The organism is Desulfosporosinus nitroreducens (assembly GCF_023897015.1).
In the GTDB taxonomy this organism is placed as follows: domain Bacteria; phylum Bacillota; class Desulfitobacteriia; order Desulfitobacteriales; family Desulfitobacteriaceae; genus Desulfosporosinus; species Desulfosporosinus nitroreducens.
Window position 1 is genome coordinate 147,134 of sequence record NZ_JAMHFY010000004.1, and the last position, 25,715, is coordinate 172,848.

16 protein-coding genes and 1 pseudogene are annotated in these 25,715 nt (G+C 38.7%); 3 read left to right on the forward strand and 14 right to left on the reverse strand.

Annotation, left to right across the window (positions count from 1 at the left end; all coding sequences use genetic code 11):
• Positions 1–18: 18 nt before the first annotated feature.
• The 10 genes and pseudogenes from M8E35_RS06310 to M8E35_RS26450 all read right to left on the reverse strand — a co-directional run.
• Complete coding sequence (locus M8E35_RS06310; protein ID WP_252467981.1) at positions 19–1,386, reverse strand: flippase; 1,368 nt, start codon at positions 1,384–1,386, stop codon at positions 19–21.
• Positions 1,387–1,750: 364 nt separating this feature from the next.
• On the reverse strand, positions 1,751–2,650 hold the full coding sequence (locus tag M8E35_RS06315) for a sulfotransferase family protein (RefSeq protein ID WP_252467982.1): 900 nt from the start codon (positions 2,648–2,650) through the stop codon (positions 1,751–1,753).
• 192 nt (positions 2,651–2,842) lie between these two features.
• On the reverse strand, positions 2,843–4,174 hold the full coding sequence (locus M8E35_RS06320) for a hypothetical protein (RefSeq protein ID WP_252467983.1): 1,332 nt from the start codon (positions 4,172–4,174) through the stop codon (positions 2,843–2,845).
• 15 nt (positions 4,175–4,189) lie between these two features.
• Positions 4,190–5,155, reverse strand: a complete 966-nt coding sequence (locus tag M8E35_RS06325; protein ID WP_252467984.1) for a glycosyltransferase family 2 protein — start codon at positions 5,153–5,155, stop codon at positions 4,190–4,192.
• A complete protein-coding gene (locus M8E35_RS06330) occupies positions 5,121–6,293 on the reverse strand; it encodes a glycosyltransferase family 1 protein (protein WP_252467985.1) in 1,173 nt (390 codons plus the stop codon). Before M8E35_RS06330 ends, M8E35_RS06325 begins: the two co-directional genes overlap by 35 nt.
• Before the next feature lie 33 nt (positions 6,294–6,326).
• Positions 6,327–7,538, reverse strand: a complete 1,212-nt coding sequence (locus M8E35_RS06335; protein ID WP_252467986.1) for a Coenzyme F420 hydrogenase/dehydrogenase, beta subunit C-terminal domain — start codon at positions 7,536–7,538, stop codon at positions 6,327–6,329.
• Positions 7,535–8,716 carry a polysaccharide pyruvyl transferase family protein gene (locus M8E35_RS06340; protein ID WP_252467987.1) on the reverse strand — a complete coding sequence of 394 codons (1,182 nt, stop codon included), beginning with the start codon at positions 8,714–8,716 and terminating at the stop codon, positions 7,535–7,537. The genes M8E35_RS06335 and M8E35_RS06340 overlap by 4 nt, the downstream gene beginning before the upstream one ends.
• A 42-nt stretch (positions 8,717–8,758) precedes the next feature.
• Positions 8,759–9,865, reverse strand: a complete 1,107-nt coding sequence (locus M8E35_RS06345) for a glycosyltransferase family 1 protein (RefSeq protein WP_252467988.1) — start codon at positions 9,863–9,865, stop codon at positions 8,759–8,761.
• 63 nt (positions 9,866–9,928) lie between these two features.
• On the reverse strand, positions 9,929–10,597 hold the full coding sequence (locus M8E35_RS06350; RefSeq protein WP_252468133.1) for a sugar transferase: 669 nt from the start codon (positions 10,595–10,597) through the stop codon (positions 9,929–9,931).
• 480 nt (positions 10,598–11,077) lie between these two features.
• Positions 11,078–11,243 (reverse strand): annotated as a pseudogene (locus M8E35_RS26450) (sugar transferase); the annotation flags it as partial.
• A 1,095-nt stretch (positions 11,244–12,338) separates the two neighbouring features.
• On the opposite strand from M8E35_RS26450, the gene M8E35_RS06365 reads away from it, so the two are divergent.
• Positions 12,339–13,040 carry a response regulator transcription factor gene (locus tag M8E35_RS06365; protein ID WP_252467989.1) on the forward strand — a complete coding sequence of 234 codons (702 nt, stop codon included), beginning with the start codon at positions 12,339–12,341 and terminating at the stop codon, positions 13,038–13,040.
• Here M8E35_RS06365 and M8E35_RS06370 read toward each other — a convergent pair.
• The 3 genes from M8E35_RS06370 to M8E35_RS06380 form a co-directional block, all read right to left on the reverse strand.
• Complete coding sequence (locus M8E35_RS06370) at positions 13,003–18,756, reverse strand: AAA family ATPase (protein WP_252467990.1); 5,754 nt, start codon at positions 18,754–18,756, stop codon at positions 13,003–13,005. The genes M8E35_RS06365 and M8E35_RS06370 overlap by 38 nt on opposite strands.
• Before the next feature lie 278 nt (positions 18,757–19,034).
• On the reverse strand, positions 19,035–19,748 hold the full coding sequence (locus M8E35_RS06375; protein WP_252467991.1) for a CpsD/CapB family tyrosine-protein kinase: 714 nt from the start codon (positions 19,746–19,748) through the stop codon (positions 19,035–19,037).
• A 15-nt stretch (positions 19,749–19,763) separates the two neighbouring features.
• Positions 19,764–20,462, reverse strand: coding sequence for a YveK family protein (locus tag M8E35_RS06380; RefSeq protein WP_252467993.1), 699 nt, complete (start codon positions 20,460–20,462; stop codon positions 19,764–19,766).
• Between the two features lie 261 nt (positions 20,463–20,723).
• Here M8E35_RS06380 and M8E35_RS06385 point away from each other — a divergent pair, with 261 nt between their 5' ends.
• Positions 20,724–21,557 carry an SGNH/GDSL hydrolase family protein gene (locus tag M8E35_RS06385; RefSeq protein ID WP_252467995.1) on the forward strand — a complete coding sequence of 278 codons (834 nt, stop codon included), beginning with the start codon at positions 20,724–20,726 and terminating at the stop codon, positions 21,555–21,557.
• A gap of 99 nt (positions 21,558–21,656) precedes the next feature.
• On the opposite strand, the gene M8E35_RS06390 is transcribed toward M8E35_RS06385, so the two are convergent.
• On the reverse strand, positions 21,657–24,266 hold the full coding sequence (locus M8E35_RS06390; protein WP_252467997.1) for a cell wall-binding repeat-containing protein: 2,610 nt from the start codon (positions 24,264–24,266) through the stop codon (positions 21,657–21,659).
• 598 nt (positions 24,267–24,864) lie between these two features.
• Between M8E35_RS06390 and M8E35_RS06395 the strand changes: the two genes are divergently transcribed.
• Positions 24,865–25,527, forward strand: a complete 663-nt coding sequence (locus M8E35_RS06395; protein ID WP_252467999.1) for a hypothetical protein — start codon at positions 24,865–24,867, stop codon at positions 25,525–25,527.
• Positions 25,528–25,715: the final 188 nt, after the last annotated feature.

The following is a 25,715-nucleotide window of genomic DNA, read 5'->3' on the forward strand; positions in this document are numbered from 1 at the left end:
CTCTTCAATTTTATTAAACTATTTAGTTCGTTCCACTAATTTGTTTTTTAAACATTTCGGAACTATAGCTGTGCTTATAATTCCGATGCGCCGATACACCTGTTGGACCAAAATTACATTCCAAACAAAAAACGTGGTTGTATTAGCTAATGCCGCCCCATTTATTCCCAATATTGGTATGAATGCAAAGCAAAAGGCAATATTAACTATTGCAGCTACAGTAACTCCAATAGCTGTATCTCTCTCATGTCCAGTCATATTAAGTAAGTAACCTACAGATCCAGAACCTGCATTGACTAACTGGCCCAAACAAAGAATAGAAAAAGCTACATACCCTCGTATATACTCCTCACCAAATACATAGCCAAGAATATAATGCCCAAAAGGGATAAAAATGCTAGCTACAAAAACTCCCGTTAGCAAAATTGCCCTTGAACTCCCTGTGACTGCACGTTGTAGACGCTCATGATCACCTACAGTATAAAGTCTTGAAAAGTTAGGGGCGAGAGCCATATTCATAGCAGAAAGGGTAAAGGCCACTAAACTTGAACCTTGTACTACCACGCGAAAAACACCGACATCAGCTGCTGGTGCAAAGATCCCCAGCATAACAATGCCAGTTTGATTGTTAATAATTTGCATTCCAGCAAGAAAGCTTAAAGGTAATATGCTTCTTATCCATGTACGTTTATCGTATTCCGGCAAAATCTCCTTAGCCTTAACCGGAAGAAACCTAAGCAAAAACCAAGAACCGATAATAAAAGCTAAAAAAGCTGCTATAACCTGCATGGTTATAGCCATTGATGGCGATATGTTTATCTTTTTAAATAAGCCTATCAGAATAAATACTAGGAATACCCCTGGAAGAATAAGCTGGTCTGGAAGTTGTCCCCAAAAAACACGACGCAGACCACATAAAGTCGCGCCCCGAAGACTGCCCAACGCGATTAATGGAACCAGAAGTAACGCCCATGCAAACGTAGTTGTCCGCACAACATCGTAATGTCCCATATACGCCCAAACGCCTGCAATAAACACAAAAACTAAAGAAATCAATATAACTACTTCATTTGAAAAACGCAGTATACCCCGCATTAAACCCCATTGTTCTTTAATTTGGTATGCTGCAATATTTCTTGTGAGTAAAGTAGGTAGTCCTATCTGGGCTGGAATAGCAATTATTGTGGTAAGGGCCAAGGCATAAGAGTATATTCCATAACCCTCCGCTCCCATGATTCGGGCCAGAATTATATTTATTGCCAGTGTTGCAATAGTGTAAAAAAGTTTTAGAGCAATACTAGCTATCGAGGCTCGTAATAAGTTAGCGAAGAGCCCTTCACCTCGAAATGAACGCATTTTCATCTTAAGCCAACAAATTAAAGTCATTATATTTACCTCTATTTTTTAGCTTTATATTTCAATGAAAGAACGGCTGGGGCCAACCAAGTTGCAGTGTAACCATTTTATAGCATGTCTAGCTCTTCGCCCCCGGGGAAGTCCTACTTCACTCGCCAATAGGTTCAGTAAGATGTTGTCTTAAAGACTTTCGAAACTGTCGACCTTCCCGGTTTACTCAGTTCGAGGCTCGATTACTTTTAGGCCGCTATCTGACTATCTACGTGTCTACGCTTAACAGCTAGAATTACGGCTTTTAATACCTTCTGGCGTCGTGTGCTATTTTTTATAATTTTGTCATTTTACAAAGTAAAAATATTTCTATGCTTTAAATATTTTTTATTCCTTCCTACTATTAAACTAACCACATTTTCAAATCCTCGCCAATCAAATCCTGTAACTCTAATACATCTTCCCTATAAAAATCTATTAGATATCTACGGGTATTTTCATTTATTGGTATCTTTTTAATATTTTTTGAAATTAACATAGTTTTAATATTTTCTCTAAAATGTCTGGGTAAAAGAGGTTTAATTAAATATTTAAATAGATTTCTCTCTTTTAGAAATTTCTGTAATCTTACATTTTTAGGTATGCCTGAAACATTATAGTTAATTGACGTTTTTAAAGGAAATACTTTAATTTCTAGAAATTTCTCTATGTCATTAATAATGATTTCTATATCTTTCTTCATGTAATCGTTTAATATAATTTTCACATTACTACGTCCAAATACATCTAAATATGATTTGACTTGTCTATAATACTTCCCAACCTGCTTATAATGCCATATCTGATGATATCCTAATTTTATTCTCTCATCTTCCGCATCTAAAGCATCCTCAAAACTAAGATTTTCTCTAAGATCTCTCCTTAAATGATTATAAGCAGAATATGCACGATCAATTGGATTTCTTAATATAATTATTATTTTTGCTGTTTTATTAAACACTTTTAAATCATGAGCTACATCTGGGTAATATAAATATTCAATTGTCGCATCTCCAATAATTTTCTTCGTTCCTACATCATTAAATAATTTATAATATTCATATTCATTAATGATTCTTGAGCTATCGTAAATAGTATCACCTGGTCCGTTGTGTTTAATGATGTCATGCTTTAGATTAAAAAATCTAGGTTCTTTTTCTTTTGGAAAAAAAATTTCTGGGTGTTGACTTAAATAATTATATAAAGATGTTGATCCACTTTTTTGTGTGCCTACTATGAAGAGATTAGGTTTATTGATTGTCATAAATTACCTCCATTACGATATTAAGTTTGGACTACCATTATTAGATTTATCATACGGAAACTGTTTAGCATTAGCTGTGAAATCGGCTTTTTTCTTAATAATCTTATATTTGTAACTTGTATTTTTTGAAGATCTTAGACAATTAAAATTATTTAATAACTTGGGGCATAGCTGTAATACTGAATTCATTTTCTAATGCCTTTTAATGCGAATGTTATCTATCTCCATTGAAGCTAATGCAAAAAGCAACAAAATAAATGGAAAATACTTTATTCCGTTTGCAACCTGACAAATAAAAACACCTAAAACTGAAACTCCTAATGCAACCTGATATATTGAACGTCCTCTTTTTAAGAGTGGAATGCTTAAGCTAAGAATAATAGAGCAATAAACTAAGGTTCCCAGAAATCCCAATTCAAGTTGAGTTGTAATTAAATGGTTAAAGGTACTATAGACTCGTAAACTATATTCATTCATTAACAGTGACGGAACCATATTATATCCTACACCAAAAGGATATTTCCAAACTAAATTATATCCTAATAACATATTGGTAAAACGTTCACTATTACTAGAATCAGCAAGATTTGCCGTCTTAAAACTCTCTATTAGTGATTCTAGAAAATCATTGCTTTGAAAAAGAAAAGAAAGCCTATCAATATTTAAAAATAGGATCAGTATTAGAAAGGAACATCCAATAAAAAATAAAGATGCTTTAAGTACTAATATCTTTCTGTTAATTAACTTATAAATACTAATTTTATTACATCTAATCATATAAACTAATATAACAAAAGTTAGAGTTACCAAATTAGCTGACCAAGAAATAATTGTCAAGAATAAACAAGCGATATAGACTACTTTTTTGAAAAAAGAAGGTTTGATATAATCCCAAAATAATAAAAAAGTTCCAACTAAAAAAGCGACATAATGCGATGTTTCTAGGAATAGCCCCTGCGCCCTATACGAAAATATCACCTTCAGGTTATCATTTATTAACCCCAGTTCATTTGCAGATTGCCATGGAACTGGCATTGCAAACGCCGGTTGTGGAAAGTAATTGTAAAGTGAGAAATAATTTCCGCTCTTAAAAAGAAAATAACTCAATAATGAAAAGAATATATTTATTGAGAATCCAATCCAAACTCCATCTAATAGACTTTTTTTATTATCCCTTAATAAAAGATAACTAAAATACAAAATGATATTCAGAAAATAACTTAGTTGTCCATTAAAAAATGTAGTAATATAATCTGAATCACTTTTAGAAACCAAAATCATTGGTATAAAAGATAAAAATACAAGTATACTAAATATTAGTAAATACTTACTAAAAATTTTAAAAGTATTAACGATTACATTCGACTTTGTTAAAAAAACAAATAGAATAAAAATAGAAGAAAGGGTATAAATAATATTAATATACGTATTTCCAACTTTAAATAGATAGATTATATTATTACATGATAAAACGCCAAATAAAAATGCAAACATATTCCATAATTTTTCTTTTTTAATTTGCAAAGATATGGTCTCCTTCTATCTAATATATTTACTATACAATTGCAACAAATATGGATAAAAGTATGGTATATTCTTTAAAAGAAAATATTCAATAATTTGCACTTTAAGCAAATGCTTTTTAAATAATTTTATATTCGACCGTATTATTTCTGTATATAACTGTTTTTTAAACTTATTAGCCACATTGCTACGAGTCATCATCCTGAATAATTGTAATTGTATAGTAAATAAATTAGCCCGAGCTAAAGTACCTAGTTCAGGAATATTGAGATTTATGTGAACCAATATCTTTTCTGCAAAATAAATGGCATCAAACCACTTACTAGTAAATTCCATGTTCGTCGCAGAATCTATTCTGCCATGATATTTATATTTTGAAATGTCTATTGAACAAAGTCCGTTAGAAACACAAATTGACTCGAATATGAAAAACTTATCTTCATTCATCTTCTTTCCAACCTCGAACCTAACTTGTTGCACAATATTACGTTTAAAAATCTTAGTGCAAACACTAATGTTAATTTTTCCACTTTGTAGAAACGCCTCTATTGCTTCTTTACGGTTGTATTTATAAAATTTATTTGTTCCAAACTTCTCAACTGGTCTAGCATTTAATCTATAAGCGATAAGCCCGCACGAAGAAATGTCCACTCTATACTTTAAGGCATTATTAAGTAAGATCTCATACATATCTTCTGAGATTTCATCATCACAATCTACAAAACCGATATATTCTCCTGATGATATTTCAATACCAGCATTTCGAGCTGCTGAAACACCTGAGTTTTGTTGATGTAATACTTTGATTCTTTTATCCTGTAGACTTAGTTCATCGCAAATTCTTGCAGATTCATCCGTAGACCCATCATCTATCAAAATAATTTCTATATCCTTTAACACCTGATTTTGGATTGATGAAAGACAATTTCCTAAATATTTAGCACCATTATACACAGGGACAATTACACTTATTATGGGCATTTGTTTCACTCCAATTTTTAAGCTCAAGATAGAATTTTTCCATTTTCATTGCTTCCATCTGAATGTCAAAACCTTTTTCGCGGATAACATTAGTCGTATCGCTTCGTTCATATGAACTTACTATTTTTATAATAGCATCTGCCCAAACTTCTGGCTTTTCAGCAAGACTTACATAACACGTCTCATTAAGAAGCTTCACTTCTTTTGTTATACTATCCGAAAATACACAAGGTAATCCTACAGCTTGGGCCTCAACACCAGTGACAGGAAGCCCTTCGTTCAATGAAGGAAAAACAAAAATATCCATTGCTTGTGTCAAATCTTTTACATCATGCCTAAAGCCTAAAAACCTTACCGCATCCCCTAAACCTAATTGATCTACTTTCTCTTTTATTAACTCCTCTAAACTGCCTTTTCCTACTAATAAAAGGATAGCAGAATCCTCTCTTTTCTTTATCTCTTTAAAAATATTTAGTAAGAGATCATGATTCTTTTGCTTTTCGAATCTTCCAACATTGCCAATAACTAAATCACTGTGAACATTTAATTTTTTTCTCATTCTATCGCGAACAGATTGATCGAAATGAAATGCGTTTAAATCAATGGCATTGTGGATTATTGATACCTTTCCTTGTTTTGTAGCTCGCTTTCCAAACAACCACGTCCCCGCCTCTGTCGAACAAGCGAAGTAATAATTAGCAACTATTCTTAATGGAATCTTTAGTAAATTACCTATCCCAATAACTATTGGTTGAGATGTTTGAAATCTTGTATTATGAGAATGTGCAATGCGAACCTTAATCCCATGTCTTTTAGCAATTGCCAATGGAAGTGCACTTTTACTTGAAGAGTGAGCATGTATGGCTACATAATCATTGTGTTCTTTAAAGAACTGATTCATTGCTTTTATGCACTTATAGATGGATTTTGCTTTCATAGGTGGAACTTTATAGAAGTTCCCGCCCAAACGTATTATTTCATTTTCCAACTCATATTCTTTGCCATCATTCAAAAGTAAAAAATCAAACTGAATTACATCTCTATTCATATTTTTTATCAAACTCATAACCAGTGTCTGGATTCCTCCAGTGAGCATCCGGTCAATAAAGAATAAAACCTTGGCCTTTTTAATCAACATTTCTTATCTCCTACTTACTGAAAATGTTGTAAACTATTTTCCTCTAAATCCAACTATATCACCAATTGCTGCTCTAACAATACTATAGATTCCAAGTCGATAAGCAACAAATCTTCCAATAGATAATGTTTTAACTTTTACTGTATTTGGGAAATACTTGTTAAAAAGGTTAGTGCTTGACATAGTTACTGCATCGGCAAAGAACATTGCTCTCATAGGATTCATCTTGGTCGGTGTAACAAATTCTTTAACATCACCAAAGGCAGACTCAATATTAATTTCTTCGTAATTTATATTGTCTTTAAATTTATAAAACATTTCGAAAGCCTTATTAGTTCTAGCAATTACCCGAGTAGTTCCTTTATCATCATCAAGCTTTTTACTATATCTTCCTACGGAAAAACAGTCCCAAATAGTAAAATCGCTTGTCCTATATCTTTTCTTAAAGTTACATTCATAGCAAGATGGTCTCACGCAAATTCCTGAGAAGAATGCCCTTAGCCATACGTCAGATTCTATGCCTTTATGATAGTCTTTCTTTTTACAACCAGGTTTCATGTATAATGACATTGTAGAATATTTATAACCGTAACATTTATCTCTGAATCTTACTCTTTCAATACAATATTGGTTTTTTTGTTGTTGATACTCAATATACTTCCTCCACACCATTGGAGAAGGTACAGCACGACATACTAAATCAATAGTGACAAGATTAGCATACTTTTTTCTTAAGAAATGTTGAAGCCCCTCTATTTGGCATGGAGTCCCACTAAAACAAACCTCTCTCCCTAGGTCTAAAAATTCTTTAACTTTAGAAAAACACTTCCCTATCTCACTTTGCACATATTTGCTGCTTCTGAATTTTCCGAGGTCTTCTCGTTTTTCTACGTACATATGATATACAAAATAACCAGCCCCGAGTGTTGCTCCGAATACAACGCCTCCCTGATCGAGGGTATATTGGGCAATAGCCGAAAATGCCCCTCCAGCTGTACTTTCTTCTCGTATTTTATCGTCCTTAATGTTCACAATGTATGCTTTTTCTTTAACCGGTTTCTCTGGATCATTGTTTATTATTGGGCATACTTTTTCACAGATGTTACAGTTAATGCACTTTGTAACATTTACATCTGGATAAAGAAAGCCCTCATTATCAGGTTTCATCGATATACAATTCTCGGGACAGACATTAGCACAGGAATGGCACCCGCAACACTTAGTTTTGTCAGTAATTTTAATCATTCTCTATTCTTCTCCGTCTCTAAAGCTCTAATTAAATAATTTATTGATTCTTTTCTAAATGAATCTAGCTTTTCCAAAACTGTCTTATAGTCAATTTCTTTCATAAGGCACTCATTTACATCTTGTTCAACTGTTATGAAACGTTCATGTAAATCTAACACATTAAATAATGAATGCATCCGTGAATTTGTAGATAAAGAAGATCCCTCTTTAAATCTTCTATAGGTAAAAAATTTCTTTTGATTTAAAACAGAAAATACCGTTCCATGAAAAGAGTCCGTAAAAACATACTCAGCTTGTCTAATTAAATTAAAGAATTCTGCAGGTCCGATATCAAATGGCGCATAGTCCGGGAAATTGCAATCACTTTTTACATATTCGTCTAAATGCAATAAAGCAACAATTTTAAAGCCTGTAATTTCTTTAGCCTTTCTTACAAAATCGCGTTGTTCCGGATTATTTCCCAAGAAATAACAGAATATATATTTTTCCTTTATAATTCTTTTCGAAGGAAACTCCTCTGCCCATTGATCAGCTGTAAGCAAAAATGTAGGATCACAAACAACCTTTACCTCTCGATTAGCAATTTCCTTAACTATTTGCTGTCCGGCTTCTTCCCTTACTGAAACATGGTTAATTCGATTCAAAAATTCGTTCGCTTTTTCCCACTGCCTTTCTGGAATATTTGATACGCCAAAGCTGGTAGCATAAGACACCTTATTAACCTTATCCGGTACGAAAGACAGTGTATAATAATCAGAATCTATATTTGAGGGTAACCATAGTTGATCACTCCCCACAAGAACAGACGAAAAATCTTTACAATAATCCGTTAATTCCTGTCGTGATTTACAGGTTCTTGATAATTTAAATCTTGTATTCTTAAATTCAAGAAACTTCTCATCTCTTATAGCCATCTGTCTCGTAAGTTCTTTATTAATTTTTTTTACGATACTTTTTTTTATAAAACCCAATTTACCTTTAACAACATCAAAATTGTTTAATTGTAAAAGGTAATGCTTTATTTTTGCCTTTTGTAGCTCTTTATAAATGCCATCTATACATATAGTCTCGTGCTCATAACCCAACATATTGACTATTTTCTGAGTAGCGAAAGATTGTAGCATGCTACCATAATTTTTTTGAAAGTAACACGATACAATAGCAACTTTTTCCATTAAAATAGTTAACCCCCTAGATCTTATCTAGCTAAATATGAATCAATATAAATAATAATTACATAAATTTTCTGCAGCCTTTTTTATTTGAAATCCTGAATCAATAATCTTCTCATCAACCTTTTTTCTCTCAAATCCATCCTTAAAGTGTAGTACTTTATCTGCCCATTTATCTACAGATTCTTTCAAACTAACAAATTCCGTACTATCCAATATCTTTGTTTCTTCAGTAATTGTATCGGCATACACACAGGGAAGCCCTGCAGATTGAGCCTCAACACCCACCACAGGTAATCCTTCATATAAAGAAGGAAGTAAAAATATATCCATTCCCTGCATCAGCTCGTGAACATTATTCTGTACTCCAAGAAAACAAACCGAATCCTTCAATCCCAGCATTCTCACTTTGTTTTCAATCTCTTCCTTTAGCTCGCCTTCTCCGGCGAGGAGCAATATCGCTGTTGAATCTATTTCATGGATTTTCTTAAAAATATCAACTAAAAAATTATGATTTTTCTGCTTCATAAACCGACCAACATGACCTATAACAAAGCTATCTTCAACATTCAGTTCTTTTCGAACCCTATTTCTAATCTCCTGATTAAATGAAAACTTTGAAATATCAATTGCATTAGGAATCAACTTAACATTTCCTTGATCGTAAAACCGTTTACCAAAAAGCCATTTCCCCGCTAAAGCAGAACATGCACAGAAATGGGTCGGGTATACCTTAGCTAAAGGACGTAAAATATATTTAACTACCGTTCTCTTCAGCTCATTTTTGCTAGCAGTACTGTGGTTATGGGCAATACGAATTGGGACCCCTGCCATTTTTGCTGCACGAAGTGGGAATATGCTCAATGCATTCATATGAACATGTACAATCTTATAATCATTTCTTTTAAAGAGCGAGATCAATTGCCTTTGATATTCTTTTATATCCGTATACGATGGAACAAGATATATTTTCCCACCCATTTTCTCTATTTCGTCCCTGTAGGGTATCGTTGAACCTTCCTCAACGATAAAGTCAAACTGCACCTTCGTGCGGTTTATATGCCGGTAGTAATTCAACACCACCATTTCGATACCGCCTGAATTCATCTTAGATAATATTTGAGCTATTCTAAAGGGTTCATTGCTTTTCATAAATATACCTTTCATTTGGAGAAAATAAATGTTCTTTTATCAACCAGTTCCAGTTCTAAATAATCATAACGCTCCTTTACGCTTAAACACACAATAAACGGTTCTAAAAAGTACGGCTATATCAAACGTCATCCCCTGCTTTTCTAGATAGCTTAATTCCACATCCACTCGTTCAGGATATTTTAAATCGCTCCGACCGGAAACCTGCCAAACTCCTGTTATTCCTGGCTTCATATTTAAAAAGAGAAATCTCTTACTGCCATATTCATTCAACTCAGCTTGAACAATTGGACGCGGGCCCACCAAAGACATATTTCCAATTAACACGTTCCAAAATTGTGGTAGTTCATCCAAGCTAGTTTTTCTTAAGAAAAACCCAATCTTCGTAATCCGTGGATCTTGTCCCTCAGGCAACTTATAGTTATTCGAAACATATTTGTTATAAATTACCGGGTTACCCCTTAGAACTTCTTCAGCATCCCTTCGCATCGAACGAAATTTATATATGTGGAACGTTTCGCCGCCGAGTCCCAGTCTATCTTGAGAAAAAAATATCGGACGACCATCAGTAACGTAAATGATGAAAGATACAACAACAATAATTGGAGAAAATAAAATAAGACCGACTAACGCCCCTATAATATCAATCATTCGTTTCCAGCCAGGAAATTTTCTCTCTTCAAATTGGACTTGTGCTTCTTTTTGCAAAACCTCTGAAGCACGCATATTCATAATTAACACCCACTCCTCTTCTTTCAATGACTAGGCGATCTTTGCCGAATCTAACGGCGACTCTGCCTACTTCTCTATCTAAACAAAAACCATAATCACATTACGGTGTTATGTCACCTTGTTGATGTAAAAAGGACAATCAAAAATTAGAATTCCTTAACAATTACCAACTCTATTTCTTAACTCTCCAAATCATATCGTAAATCATTATAAATAACCTAAATCAGGCGAAACCCGCACCAACAGAGGATTCCAGGTCTAATCTCTTTTCAATCTCCAGCACTTTGTCTAGATGCAAAATTACCAAGCCCAGTGCTACCAAGGCTTCTAGCGTCATAGAGATACTCTCTCTTTTCGCATCTCCACCGGCCAAAACACTATATATAGTATTAATTATGATAAAAAGCAGAAAAATAAACTATATGTAGTGTTTCTTTGCAATTTCCAGCACTCATATCCCCTTGTATACATAAATAACTAAGGGAGTTCATCAATACTAGTTTTTCGTATGAATCTTCCCACGGTTGTCACTATTGGATCATTTGAGAATCTTAAAGACAGGTCCACTCATTTCATTTAAATCAGCAAGTCGTTCCTTCAGTTCCTCAGCATTGAAAACCATGGAACGAAACTTGTACATTTCAAACGGTCACCGCAACAGTTTTCCCCATGATATCTAGAATTTCAATCGATTCCTGAATACCCTTTTCAGTAATTAGCGCTGTTACAACCGTTAGATCAACAATATTCATACGAATGATGGATTCGAGATTCGAATAGTCCCCTAAGTAAGGAATTGTAAGCCCATTTTTAGTTGGGGCTATAGCAAATTTGGATTGTAGAGATTAATTAGTATCATGCTCACTGCAAGTGAGAAAAAATGCGCTTTTAGCATTTGTCTGAGTTCACGCCATGCAGACATGAAACGGCGAGATTGATAAACTTTATAGACATTACTTCCAACGATCCACGTCAGAAGGTAGATCAAAAATATTACCAAGTACTCTGACCATGTTTCACCAGTTATTACATGCTTAATCTGATATAATTTCAAAGCAAATGAGAAGCCTATTGATATCAGAACAATGTCAACTAGTTCTGATATGTTTTCAACGATCCCACGCTCCCTTAACATTGTCCCACTTCCCTTTTCCTTCTTCCCCGCGAAATATACTGATTTTTAACTCTGATACTAATTCTGAATATTCATTCACTCTTAGCCATAATTAGTAGCCTTCGCTAAGCCCACCACCTGAAAATAAGATCAATCTCATTGACAAATCCTCTCTTGTTCTCAGTTAAGATATAGCAAATTCAAGGATAAACTTAACAACACCCTTAAGTTCGGCACCCCAGGACTAAAGTCCTAACATCCTAGGCCTACCACCCTAAGAAAGGACTACTTGTTTCCCAATTCGTTGTTAATATGGAAATTCCTGCAGACAAAATGCCAATTATTCCTACAATATTACAGTAATTCTATGTATTTCTGGGAAATAAATGTCGGTAACTTGCATTAGCCATCTTATTACTCCTTTTATCGTCTAACATATTCTAAAATCTACCTTTCTTTCTTTTTCAACTTGTTCGTAAAGAATTTACTTGAGTTTAATTGATAGGTTGCAAAGTAATTTTACAGAACATGGGTAACATTTCTTCGTTCTTATGTTACAATAATGTAAATTACCTAATATTTATCAAATTTACCATAGTAATTTTTTACAACAGAAGAGGTAGAACTATGCCTGATCTTAATGTTTTAATCGTTGACGATGACCCAAGTGTCTTAATCCTGTTGGAATCAGCTCTGAACAAAAACGGCTATCAAGTTTATAAGGCAGAATCCGGTGAGGATGCGCTAAGGATTTTAGAATCCTTGGACATCGATTTGGTAATCTTGGACGTTATCTTACCGGGCATAGATGGCCTGACAACTCTTAAGGAAATACGGCATCATCCTAGCAATAGAATGGTTCCTGTGCTTATGCTGACAAGCCGGGACAGCGAGATAGATAATGTCATTGGTCTGGAATTAGGGGCGGATGATTATATCTCTAAACCGATTCGCTATCATGAGCTTATTGCACGCATAAAAGCCGTCCTGCGCAGAACTGACCAGAGTGCAGCCACCTCTTCCTCCAAGATTTCATTTCGGAGTCTGGAGATGGACCTTGCTACTCGCAGTGTTACGCTGAACGGCCAAGAGCTACAACTTTCCTTCAAAGAATTTGAGCTCTTATGTCTTTTGGCTAAAAAGCCAGGCAGAGTGTTTACTCGCAGTGAGATTTTGGATGCTATCTGGTCTGAAGATGTCTTCTGGGAAACTCGCACAGTGGATGTCCATATTCGCAGAATTCGTAAAAAGATAGAGATAGCCGGGCTAAGTTCTTGTCTGATTGAGACTGTTAGAAATGTGGGGTATCGGCTTCCAAGCTCTTTTTAAGCGTCTGAAGTTCCCCTATTAAGGCAGGGATTTGTTGCTTGAGTTTATTGTACTGTTCTTGTAACTCTTGCCAATTTCGAGCCTGAGCCTCCCGTTCCAGTTTCTTAGCCAGCTCAAAAACCTTCATTGTGTAAAGACAGGATAAAGCGCTCGCCAATCTATGAGCGCTTTTTTCTAATTGGTCAGCATGGCAAGCCTCCAGATCCGTCTGAATGTCTTCCAGCAAAGATTGATAGTTTATTAGAAATTCCTCGATAATAGACAGCATGACCGTTTTGCCAAATAGCTCTGCTTCCTGGTGGAAAACTTCGTAATCAATAAGCTCATCACCCTGCTCTCCTCTGGGTTTGAGTTTTTCCCCTCTAAGATGCTCTTGGTCTACTTCCCTTGAATGACGAATCTTCTGCAAGATGTTTAGTAAATAGTCCTCCCGAATTGGTTTGGCTAGATAATAATCAATCCCCTGGGCGAGAAGCTTTTCACGGTCTCCGAGAATAGCCGAAGCAGTGAGGGCAACGATGGGGATATGCTTACCGGTATTTTCTTCCAGGTTGCGAATAATCCGAGTTGTCTCTATGCCACCCATTACGGGCATATTCTTATCCAGCATAATACAGTCATAGTCCTTAAGTTTCAGGGCTTGTATTAGTTCAAGGCCATTATTGACAACGGTTACTTCACAGTTGTGATAGGCTAGGACGTACTTGATATACGTCTGATTGGCCAGATTGTCTTCTGCGGCAATAATTTTTAAACGCTTTAAGTCGTCTTTCTTTTGATAATCGAACTTCAAGCTATCCTCTGTAACAGCGATCTCCTGCTGAGTTGCCCTCCCCAAGGGTAAGAGACAACGAAACTTGCTGCCTTGCCCTTCTTTGCTCTGGACTTCAATGTGCCCGTCCATCAATTCCACCAATCTTTTGACGATAGTCAGACCAAGCCCGGTACCGCCGTATTTTTTGGTGATACTGCTATCCCCCTGGGAGAAGCTTTCAAAAATGCTTAGAAGCTTTTCGGATGATATGCCAATTCCGGTATCCTCTATGATAAATTCAACCTCTACCAGCATTTCATTGACGGTAAGACAACAAGCGCTAAAATTCACCTTCCCTTGATGGGTAAATTTTAGGGCATTGTTTAAGAGATTATTGAGAATCTGACTTATCCTTAAAGGATCTCCGCTTAGATATTCCGGAATCTCTGAACAAATGCTCGATATTAAGGATATCCCCTTGCCTCCAGCCTGTGGCTCATAGTTTTCTAAGATTTGCTTAAGTAAGTCTTTTAAGCTAAAGGCCCTCTCCTCAATCACTAACCGATTGGATTCTATTCTGGAAATGTCCAGGATATCGTTGATAATTCCTAAGAGGGATTCTGCTGAGGATTGAATCATCCTTACATAATCGTCATTGTAGCGATGATTTTTTTTCAGGAGGCTGGTCATTCCCATAATCCCTTGAAGAGGGGTCCTGATCTCATGGCTTACATTGGCGACGAAGCGGGTTTTATTTTCATTGGCTTCTGCCAGCTTGTGATTGCTCTCGTTGAGGGCAATATTTTTTTCGGTCAATTCCTTGGTATGGTCTTCTAGAATACTTTCCAGGTTCTTATATTGTCTGGCGTTTTCTATAGAGACTGCTATCTGAGAAGACAATAACTGTAATAGCTGCAAGCGCTGCTTTGTAAAAATACCCGGTGCCAGGTTGTTTTCCAGGTAAAACAAGCCTATTACCTTATTCTTAATAATCACAGGCAGACAGAGGATGGATTTATCCTTCTGCGGGCCATCTAAAGTGACGGTTTCTCCCGTTCTAACCACATAGCTAATCAACTTGATGGGCAGGTCAAAACTTGCTTGGTTCAGACCGATGGACTGCAACAGTCTGACAGAGTTATCCTCGGCATTCCCCTCCGCTTCGACGGTTAATCTATTTTCATGATTCATGATTAAGACTACGGTTTGAGCGCCCGAGTTTTGGAGCATGATTTTTATCAGCAACTTGAGCAGGTCCTCAAGGACTATTTCACTGGAAATCGCTTGCCCGATCTTAATAATTGTGGACAAATCTATATCGGGTATGCCCTTGGGCAAGGGTGGATAAGGCGCATTCTGAAGCAATTTGGGATAACGCTTCTGCAGATCATCCACTTTAGCCTGAGCTCCCCACTCTAGATAGCAATCAAGGGCTTGCTGCAGATAGAATTTAGCCGAGACATCTCTCCCTCGAGAGAGATAAAACTCAGCCGCTAATTCATTAGCCAGGGCTTCCTCTTGGATAAATTGGTGAGTTCCGCCATACTTAATAGCCAAATCGTAGTATGTAGCTGCTTTAAAGTCCTCTCTGTCCAGTCTGGCCTTTTCAGCTTTGAGGAGATACAGCTTGTTGAAGATATTTTCCGGGGCTGACCGAGATAATTTTTCCAAGGCTTTTATATTACGCTTAATCTTTTTCCTGCTTAGATATCGTTTAGAGAAACTTTGTCTCTCATAGTTGGCGGCAATCACTAATGATCCGTAAAAATGAACCAAGGGCAGGCAGAAGGTTCCTAGGACACCGTCCAGATATTCTTCGACAAAGGGCAGGTTTTCTAAGGCTCGTATTGGTTGATGGAAATAGAAAGCCTGAATCAGGCGGTGAAAATAGATGTTGAAGACAATCGTCCGATCATTAGACCTTGTATAAACCGGCAGCAGGATTTCTTCATCAAAATAATCCCCCACTAAGGCACAGGGGTCCGGGGTTCTTCCGGCAAAATTCAAGGCAGTCTGGCGATAGAGTTGACTGAGGCGGAGGGAGGTTTCATGCCCTGTTTTGTGCATGGCATTCTGATGTTCCTGCATTTCATCCTCGATGACAGCAAGTTGCCGTCCGGAAAAATATGAATAGACAAAGTATTGCATGATAGAGTGACCGGCAGAAAGCAAGTCTCCCGCAGCAAAACCGCTCAAGTAGGTTTTAGGGAAATCCTCTAATGTCGCTCTGAGAGGATCTTTGCTATGTCTAATTACCATGTTAAACATCATGCGGATCTTGCTGTCAAACCGTTTGACACCCAGTCTGTCCTGCAACTCGAGGGCTAATTGTCCGAATTCATACCCTTTATCTGCTTTTTTCAAGAGCATGTTGATAATGTATCCATAACCGGAATAGGCCACGATGGTTTCTTCTGTAATCCCATGTCTAAGGGAAATCTGCAAAGCTTTGAGGACGATTAAGATAATGGTGTTGTAAGAAGCAGAGTAGCTGCCGATCCCTGTGCTGTTGAGGATGCGCATAATGGTCATGTACTTTTCATCAGTCATCTTGGGGAGATTTAGTAAGTCTTCCCTTTGCTTGCCTCGCAATGCCCAGCCAGTTTTCAGATATTCGAGGATGACATGCCCTAAATGGGGCTTTTTAGGAAAGCGAACTCCTAATAGTCCCAGAATATTTTCTGCAGTTGCCATAGCTTTTTCCAATTGGTTTTCCGCAGTATAGGTGGCAATCATGATTTCTGAAATTCTCGCCATATCCAGGCTGTCTTGACAGTGAACCATGGTCTCTGCTGCTACTTCTTCCATGCGTTCGAACTGTGTACAAACATAGGCCATTTCTGCAAGTTCAATATGTAACTCCAACATAAGCGGGTACTGAGTAATCCAAGCTTCTTCAGGGCATAATCGTTTGCCCAAGCTGAAATAGTCCAGAGCACGTTCATAGGCTGAGGATGCTTTAGCCTTTTTGCCGGCTCTTAGATTCAGATTGGCTGCTAAGTATCGTTCAGTTGGATCGTCGATCAAGTTTAGGGCGATGTTCAAATGATCAACAAGTTCGAAGAGGCGGTTTTCTTGTTCTTGTTTTGTTAGCTTGGCATAAAATAGCTTGCCGATTTTATAGTGAATGATTGCTTTTGTCTCTTCCTCCAGGAGTGAATAGGCGGCCTGCTGGACCCGGTCGTGCAAAAAAAAGTATTTCGTACCGTTTTCTAGGATAAGGCCCGACTCGACAGCCTCTCCCAGTGTTCTCTCGATTGCGCTCAGGGGCTTTTCCATCACGATCTCTAAGGTATAGGCGTCAAAGTTATTCCCGATACAGGCGGCCAGTTTCAGGATTTCAACGGTTGGCAAAGGCAGTTTGCTGATCTTTGCCAGCATCAAGTCGACGACATTTTCCGTGACCTTACAGCTCAAGATGGCCGGAAGATCCCAACCCCAAGCAGATTGCAGGGCTTCCTGATTCAGGAGCCCTTCTTCTTTGAGCATGTATAAAAACTGAATCAGGAAAAAGGGATTTCCTTTCGTTTTTTCCTGACAGACTTGAGCCAGGGGCAGGGATTCCTCCCAGGTCCGTTTCAAGGTGGTAGAGATCATTTCGTTGACATGACTTAGCTCCAGTGGCTTGATGTCTAGGACTTGGACGTTTAGGCCTGGGTCTTTAAGACGATAGAACAGTAACTGAACAGGGTGGGTCGAATCTATCTCATTATCCCGGTAAGCTCCAATGATCATCAAAAACCCAGACTGCTCCAAGACGAGCTGTTCGATCAGACGTAGGCTGAATAAATCTGCCCATTGCAGGTCGTCCAGAAATAGCACGAGGGGTTTCTCAGGGAGAGCGAAGAGTTGGATAAACTTCAGAAAAACGGAATTGAACCTATTTTGGGCCTCAGTGGGGGCTAGGTTATCCACCGGTGGCTGAGGTCCAATAATCATGCCTACTTCAGGGATCAGATCCACGATCAGTTGAGCATTGGGCGAAAGTGCACTGAGGATCTGTTCTTTCCAGTGACTGACTACTGCCTGGTTTTCTGAAAGTATTTCCTTTAGAATAGCTTGGCAAGCCTGGATAAAGGCTAGGTAGGGGAGGTTGCTTTTGTACTGGTCGAATTTCCCTCCTGAAAAGATCCCGCCATTTTCCCGCACATATTCCAAGAATTTGTTGACCACAGACGTCTTTCCCACACCCGAATAGCCCGAAACGAAGATGAGTTCCTGACTGCCGTCCTTGACCCGTCGATAAACCTGCTTAAGGGTCTCCAGCTCAGTATCCCGCCCATACAGTTTGTTCGGTATTGATAGGCCTCTCAGCTTGTCGAATTGGGCGATTTTGAAGGGTTCGATCTGATGGACCCGGTTTTTGACGTTGAGAAGTTCGAGACATTTCTCCAGATCCCGTTGCAGAGCGTCGGCAGTTTGGTAGCGATCTTCCGGTTTTTTATGCATAAGTTTATGGGTGATGTCGGACAAGACCGAGGGAATCCTGGGATTTAACTGGCTTAAGGGCAAGACTTCTCTGGCCAAATGGGCGTAAATCAGTTCCAGGGGATCATCGGCATTAAAGGGAGGTTGCCCGCAGAGCATATGATAGAAAAGTATGCCCAGGGAATAGAGATCCGTCCTGGGATCGACCTGACGATTGATTCTGCCGGTCTGTTCTGGGGATAAGTAACGTAAGTCAGCAGGAGGGCAAGAGACCTCCGGACTGAAGTCTTTCAGTTTAACATGGCATCTGTCGAAACTGACCATAATACTGCTGGGACGGATGTTCTTATAAATGATCTTCTGCCCGTGGAGAAGAGCTAACGCTTCAGAGATCTTGAGGCCGATCTTTAGAATACTCTGGATGTCCAGCGGTTTCCTTCTCAGCAAGTCTTCCAGCTCGAGGAAATATATCCCTGACAGATCCTTTACGATGTGCGCTGGAATTGTTTCAAGGTCTACCACAACGTTGTCCAAGGGGTTCCACCACCTTACTTAGCGTCTGACGCGTACTTTACAAATGAGCATAGCTAACTTCATAGTCACCCTATTAATAAAAGACGAATTTCATTTTGCCTTTTTCTGCTTGGTTTAATCAGAAAGATCCTGTCTTGACAAATTCTACCTGAGTCTGTCCTTTTCCTGCCCCATTGACGAGCTAAACGTCAAAAGCACGAGAAATCCGATCCTAGGAATTCCTCGTGCATTAAAAGAAGCAGCTCCTTCAATTTCAATTGATGGATGCTGCTTTGATTTTAGCGATGTTTATGACCTTTATGTTTCTTCTTATTATCGTCAGTTCCGTGATAATAGTAGTAGTAATAGTAGTCGCTGGTGTTCATGTCCGCTTTATTGAGAACTGCCCCGAGGATCTTAGCTCCAACTTTGTCTAACTGCTCCTTAGCAAGCTGGGCATACTCTTTGTTTACTTCACCTGAGGCCAAGACTAAGATAACTCCGTCGACTTCCTGGGCAAGAATGGCGGCATCTGTCACCGCAATGATCGGAGGGGTATCGATAAGGACCACATCAAATTGCTCACTGACTTCCTCGATTAAACGCTTCATCCGTTGAGATCCGACGAGCTCAGCCGGATTGGGGGGAATGGGACCTCCTGTAAGGACCTTGACCCCAGGTATTTCGGTTTCTTTGATGAAATTGTGACTATCTTCTTGATTCTGAGCCAAAAAACTTGAAAGTCCCTCAAAATTACCTAGTTGAAACATTTTATGCTGAGTTGGATTACGCAAATCCGCATCGATAACCAGGACAGACTTGCCGGATTGAGCTATACTCACAGCCAGGTTGGCAGCCGTGGTCGATTTTCCTTCTCGCGGGCCTGAACTTGTGACCATAATTTTTTTGGTCTTAGAATCCACACTTGTAAACTGCACATTCGTCCGGAGCGTCCTGTAAGCCTCAGAGATAGGTGATTTCGTTTCTTCGTGCGTAATTAGTGAAAATGCCAAGTGAACCTTCTCCTCTTACCCTTGTTTTCCTGCTTCAAAGTTTGGTATAACTCCTAATACCGGAATTCCTAAAACATTCTCCACATCACTTGAGGTCTTGATCGTATTATCTAAGTACTCTAACAAAAAGACCAGTCCGAAGGCAGCCATTAAGCCGACAACATAGGCAATCAAGATATTCAACTTTTTATTGGGTTTAACCGGATTATTGGGAACGACTGCAGTATCTACGATACTGACACTGTCCACTTTTTTTATCTCAATGACCGCTTTGGAAAACTCAGCTGCCATCGAATTGGCGATGTCCGTGGCAAGTTCGGGGTTAGTATTCATGACTTGTATTTCTAGAATTTCCGTCGTCTTTACGGGGTTGATAGTGATAAGTTTGTCCAGCTCTGCAACACTCATTGTCAAATCCAAGTGATTAATGACACTTTGTTCGACGGTACGGCTCTGGGCGATAGTAGCGTAGGTTTTAGCAAGCTGTAGATTAGCTTGGAGGACACTATTGTCCAGCATTTGTACGGCTGCTTGACCTGCCTCCGAAGCTTTCTTTCCCACGATCAATGTAGTGGAGGCTTGATATACGGGTTTTATAATAAAGAAACTAACGACCCCGCTGGTGAGAGCTGCGATGATCGGCAGTACCAGGACGATGATCCAACGCTTTTTTAGCATTTCCCAATACTGTCGTAATTCTATTTCTTCTTCCATGGCTACCTCCAAATCAATCCAGCAAACTTGTCCGACATACTATATTCGCGATAGTTTTGGTTTTTCCTTCAATTACTAAAAAATGATTCTTTTGTAACTTCTTTTACTCAAACGCCAGCCTAGTATTAGGGTAATCAGTCAAAATCTATTTATCTTGGAAAAATATAATAATTTTGGATACTTGAGAAGGATATTACATACTCCAACGTCGAATCTTGTTGTCTGTAGGAAATCCCGTATGTTTAGGAGGAAACTGCTCTGATGATAAAACCAGCCAAGCTTGAGTTACACATAATTTTAGCCACCTGTATTTTAGCACTTTTTGTTATTGGCCTATTCTGGGTCACAAATAGAGGAGAGACACCGAAATATGCCCTAAAACCATCCACTCCGGTTGACAGCACGGTAAACATGACCGAGACTTCAAACCCTGAGGATTCAGAGAAAATAGCTGCGAATCCCCTTATCGTTGAGCCGAGCACGATCACCAACCATGGATTAGCTAAACTTTCCAGTCCTGCTAGTGTTAAGGCCCTTGTCTTCGGAGGAGCTGTGGCTGAAAGCCAAGGGGTTACCAATAAGGAGGAATTAAGCTGGCATGCTTTAGTCTCAAAAGCTTTACTTGATAAATACCCCGGTAATTTTCAGTGGCTTTTTAAGACAACTGAAAATGCTACCATAAATACGATCTCAGCGTATGCTCCTGAGGCGACACAAGATACTGACCTAATAATCCTCTGCTTGGGCAGAAACGATTGGGCCACAGTAACCACGGATGATTTTAAGCATAAGTACGAACAACTGCTGGTAGAACTTAAAGTCCGAAGCCCAAATGCCAACATTTTTTTAGTTGTGGAACCTCCCGTCAAAAACGTCGCTAATAATAATAAGTCTTTCCCTTATCGCCAGGTCATTATTGAGATTGGAAAAAAACACCAACTTCCTGTTATTGACGAGTGGACAGCCTTTATAAGTGATCCTACACCGCTGGCAGGGCTGTTGGCAGACGGAGTTAATCCCAACGATAAGGGGTATCAGGTTTTTGCGGCTGCAGTATTAAAGGGATTTGAGGGATATTTGTTGGGGGAGTATTGAAAACCAAGCTGTAATTGAGCTTTGCATATGATACTCGTCTGTTTAAAGAGCCGACCGCCATAGCAGTCGGCTCTTTGCTTTCACCTAATTTTCATTTCATTAGTTAAAATTGATGGTCCAGATATTATTGTTTTGATCCTTAAAGAAAATTTTCTTATCTTTAAGTTGACTTAAAGTTGCATTTGCCCAAGTAGAACCAACTAGGGTTTCGATATCAGCTTTAATTTCGGCTTTGCCAGTAGTGGTCGTTGGATCATTCCAATCACCACCGTCAGGCTTTACTGATACAGGAATAATTCCGGCAGAATTGACTAGCAGATTATTAATTCCCATAGTACTTAACTTAGTTGTCCCTTTGCCGCTCTTTATTGTTGCAGTAATATCGTTTCCATTGACTGTCATAGTAACCCACTCATTATTAGGCGGTGTGACAGATGAACTTAAGTTGAGCGTTAGACTAACACTGCTTGTTGAATATCCTGATTTTGAGAGTGTACCATGAAATGTAACAGATGACCCAAATAAATCTCTTAATGTACCTAAGCTAACATCTCCGTTTTTAATTGCTGGAAGAAGGTCCGACATAGTAATTGGATTGCTCACTGAAAATGTTTTGTTGTCAAAAGTAACTGTACCCGTACCTGGGGATACAAGACTGGTCAGCTTAAGGGTACTATCTGCCGGACTAGCTGTGATATCAATGGCGCCAATCATTTTACTATCATCCAATGCAGTAAGGCTAGCTGTACCACTCGTTCCATTTACCGTGTCACTCGCTAAGACAGTAGAGCCTTTTATAATTGAGAAGTCTACAATTTTGGTAGACGTTGTAGTACCCGATCCGTTACTGCCACTGCCACTACTTCCACCTGTTGATGGAGTTTTTGGCGGTGTACTGGGAGTTGATGTAGTATTCTCACCGTTAACTTTTCCACCACCGCTAACTAAAGTGCCAGTTGAACCCGATACTAATTTGCCAATACTTGAACTGATTGGAATAGTAATGTCAACTTTTGCAGTGGTTTTCATGGTGTCAACAACAGTATTGTCGGCTAAAACCAGTTTCCCTTGGGATTGTACTTCTACCGCTTTAAAGCTTCCTTCTAAGGTCACCTTCTGATCTGGATTTTCCGTGTTAATTACAACAGATGGAACAACGGCATTTGTTGCAGCTTTCAGTGTAACCTGACTCTCTACAATAATCGGTTCAGTGAAAGTTCCCCTTAGCTCAACAACAGGATCTTGTCCAGGGGTACTTGTAATGGTAACTGTACCCATAGAACCGCCATTGGCATCTAAAATAGCGTAGGTCCGAACTACAGTATCACCAATCGTTGTAGTGCCAGAGGCCTCAACCCGAACATTACTGTCACTGTCAACCGTAAGGACGTCGGCCGTCGAATTTTTTATATGAATACTGTCTGATGCACCAGAGAGGATGACAATGTTAGCAGCGGTTACTCCGTCTAAGGTTGCCGTTCCCTTTTCCCCGGGATCTACAAAGACTGTCCCACTGACTGTCAGGTTGTTCAGTGTGATATTGTCTCCCTTAACATAGACGCTGTAATTGGCCTTGGCATTTTGTAAGGTGATGTTATCTCCTGTAAGCAGAACGTTATCTGTCAATACTGCAGGAGTATTCTTATCAGTCGAACCGACGGTTTCGTCATCTGTTGAATATGAAACAGCTGAAGTCAGGGCGTTCATTCCTGCAGAAGGAACAACAACCTCACCGCCTACTGCAACCATATCATTTGTGGATATGTTTAACTTCACAAAATCCTTGGTGGCATTGTCTAGTTGTTGATTAACAAGCACTACGGGGGACCCACTTGCAGCGGCAAGAGGTACCACAGCCAGAGCATCAACTAAGGTTTCTCCGTTTGCGACATACACTTTGTCATTCTTATATTGTCTTGCAAAGCCTTTTAGGATTTGGACGTTCGTATCATACTTCGAAAGGCCTGAGTATCTTTTTACGTTTCCTTTTAACTGCCCTTTGACCGCATCCGATACTACTGCCGTTCCACCAACTACATAGGAATCTGTGACCTTATCGTTCATGCTGTCCAGATAGGTTTTAACAGAGGCAGGAAGTTGTCCTTGGGTCGTAGTCAAGATCGGCATACCTTGGGCTGCAGCGATGGGCGCAACAGAAAGAGCATCTGACGGGCTTAACCAACCGGCTGCAATCACAACCTTAGAAATATTGACGCCTTGATTGGCCATTTCCTTCGCTATGTTTACGGAGGTTTCATATTGATCATATCCTCCAAGCTGAACTGGGGTAATGCCCATAGCGATGATTTCATCAAGAACGGATTGTTTTATGACAGCTGTCCCGCTGGTAATATAGACTTTTTTAGGTTTAAGACGAAGCAACTCCGCTTTAGCTGATACATTTAAGGTTTGCCCGTTATCTGTTAATAGAATCGGAGCCTTTAATTTGGCTGCTAATGGTCCCGCTGCCAGGGCATCCACAAGGGAGTAGGTCATTCCGGCTGAAAGAACGACGCTGTCGCTTGTTCCTGCCCAGCCTTTTTGGGCCATCAGGGCTGCTGTTGCATATTGATCATATCCACCAATCCTAGTCACTGCATTTGGTACGTCCGGCGTTGCTGCGTTCGCAACAACAGGAGTTAACGTTGCCGACAATGCAACTGCAACTGCCATACATCCGTTTAACAACTTTTGTTTTGTTCTTTTCATAATTTGACCTCCTCATTAATTCAGACTCTGGTTTCTATCCTAGGTTGTATTAGAATTAGGGTTGGCGCGGAACCACTCTTATATTGATGATAATAACAATTAAGGCAAAATGTCCCTCACCTGTCAAAAGTTATTTAATTACTTCGCTATCCCTTAAGGTATTCCTGCAAGAAATATCCTTTTATTCATATTATTTTCACTTTTAGATATCCTTGTGCTGTATTTAGATAAAAAGAAAGAACGGATTCACTTATCATCCGTTCTTTCTTCTTTGCACTTTAAAGGTTATTCAACTGTCTTCAGATTATTACATATTTATAAGATAAAATGTTCCGCCAATAACCGATGCCAATACAACCGCCGCAAGTATAATATAGAAATTCTGCTTCTTGGGATTGAGCTTGTGCCAAGGTAGGCCCATACCAGGTGCCCCTTTCTGTAAAACGACTCATAATGGTACTTTATTACAGAATACGACAATAATCAAGGACTTTGTTAGAACGACCGTTTACTAGAGAGAAATAAATAAATCGAGACAACTTCAAACTCATAGCTTACAAATTATGTTATAATCATATTGCAAGGGGGGTGTTTTCAAATGGATCAAAAAGTTATGGAGTTACTTGCAAACATATATCAAACGCAAACCGAAATGCGAAGTGAGTTAAAAGAGCTTAGAGGTGACGTCAAAGAACTCCGTGGCGAAGTCAATATACTTAGTGGTGACGTCATAGAACTTAGAAGCAAAGTCAATATACTTAGCGGCGACGTCATAGAACTTAGAGGCGACGTCAATGTGCTTAGAGGCGATGTTAAAGAACTCAGAGGCGAAGTCAATGTGCTCAGCGGCGACGTTAAAGAACTCAGAGACGAAGTCAATGTGCTTAAAGGCGACGTTAAAGAACTCAGAGACGAAGTCAATGTGCTTAAAGGCGACGTTAAAGAACTCAGAGGCGACGTCAATGTACTTAGTGGTGACGTCAAAGAACTCAGAGACGAAGTCATTGTACTTAGTGGTGACGTCAAAGAGCTCAAACGCGAAGTCAATGTACTTAGAACAGATCAAGAAACAATAGCTCAAAACGTTGCTAAAATAATCACAGTTGTCGAACATGATATCTCCCAAAAAATTGGAGTAATCTTTGATTTCCGTGAAATGCAGATAGAGGATAACCAGAAGACTGGAAAAGCACTAGAACGCATAGAAGCCAAGGTCGAGGTCCTACAATTAGAGACATCCCATTTGAGAATGATTAAATGAACTCCTGTTATCATTTACGCAGCTATTGTGTTAAATACATACGCACTCAAGTCGTTTATTACTGCTCGCTTAAGGAAGATTCCCTAGAAGTCTAAAAAATCTCCCAGACCCTTAATTAGGATTTGAGAGATTTTTTAGACTTCTATGCATATTGATAGGCAATGAAGGCTTCGATAAATTTGACTTAA

What these genes read in the sequence shown, in the direction of transcription:
- M8E35_RS06335 (WP_252467986.1), bottom strand. Translation starts at nt 7,538, where the DNA reads ATGATTAAAATTACTGACAAAACTAAGTGTTGCGGGTGCCATTCCTGT.
- M8E35_RS06330 (WP_252467985.1), bottom strand. Translation starts at nt 6,293, where the DNA reads ATGTTGATTAAAAAGGCCAAGGTTTTATTCTTTATTGACCGGATGCTC.
- M8E35_RS06365 (WP_252467989.1), top strand. Translation starts at nt 12,339, where the DNA reads ATGCCTGATCTTAATGTTTTAATCGTTGACGATGACCCAAGTGTCTTA.
- M8E35_RS06315 (WP_252467982.1), bottom strand. Translation starts at nt 2,650, where the DNA reads ATGACAATCAATAAACCTAATCTCTTCATAGTAGGCACACAAAAAAGT.
- M8E35_RS06385 (WP_252467995.1), top strand. Translation starts at nt 20,724, where the DNA reads ATGATAAAACCAGCCAAGCTTGAGTTACACATAATTTTAGCCACCTGT.
- M8E35_RS06390 (WP_252467997.1), bottom strand. Translation starts at nt 24,266, where the DNA reads ATGAAAAGAACAAAACAAAAGTTGTTAAACGGATGTATGGCAGTTGCA.
- M8E35_RS06310 (WP_252467981.1), bottom strand. Translation starts at nt 1,386, where the DNA reads ATGACTTTAATTTGTTGGCTTAAGATGAAAATGCGTTCATTTCGAGGT.
- M8E35_RS06345 (WP_252467988.1), bottom strand. Translation starts at nt 9,865, where the DNA reads ATGAAAAGCAATGAACCCTTTAGAATAGCTCAAATATTATCTAAGATG.
- M8E35_RS06380 (WP_252467993.1), bottom strand. Translation starts at nt 20,462, where the DNA reads ATGGAAGAAGAAATAGAATTACGACAGTATTGGGAAATGCTAAAAAAG.
- M8E35_RS06325 (WP_252467984.1), bottom strand. Translation starts at nt 5,155, where the DNA reads ATGCCCATAATAAGTGTAATTGTCCCTGTGTATAATGGTGCTAAATAT.
- M8E35_RS06340 (WP_252467987.1), bottom strand. Translation starts at nt 8,716, where the DNA reads ATGGAAAAAGTTGCTATTGTATCGTGTTACTTTCAAAAAAATTATGGT.
- M8E35_RS06395 (WP_252467999.1), top strand. Translation starts at nt 24,865, where the DNA reads ATGGATCAAAAAGTTATGGAGTTACTTGCAAACATATATCAAACGCAA.
- M8E35_RS06350 (WP_252468133.1), bottom strand. Translation starts at nt 10,597, where the DNA reads ATGAATATGCGTGCTTCAGAGGTTTTGCAAAAAGAAGCACAAGTCCAA.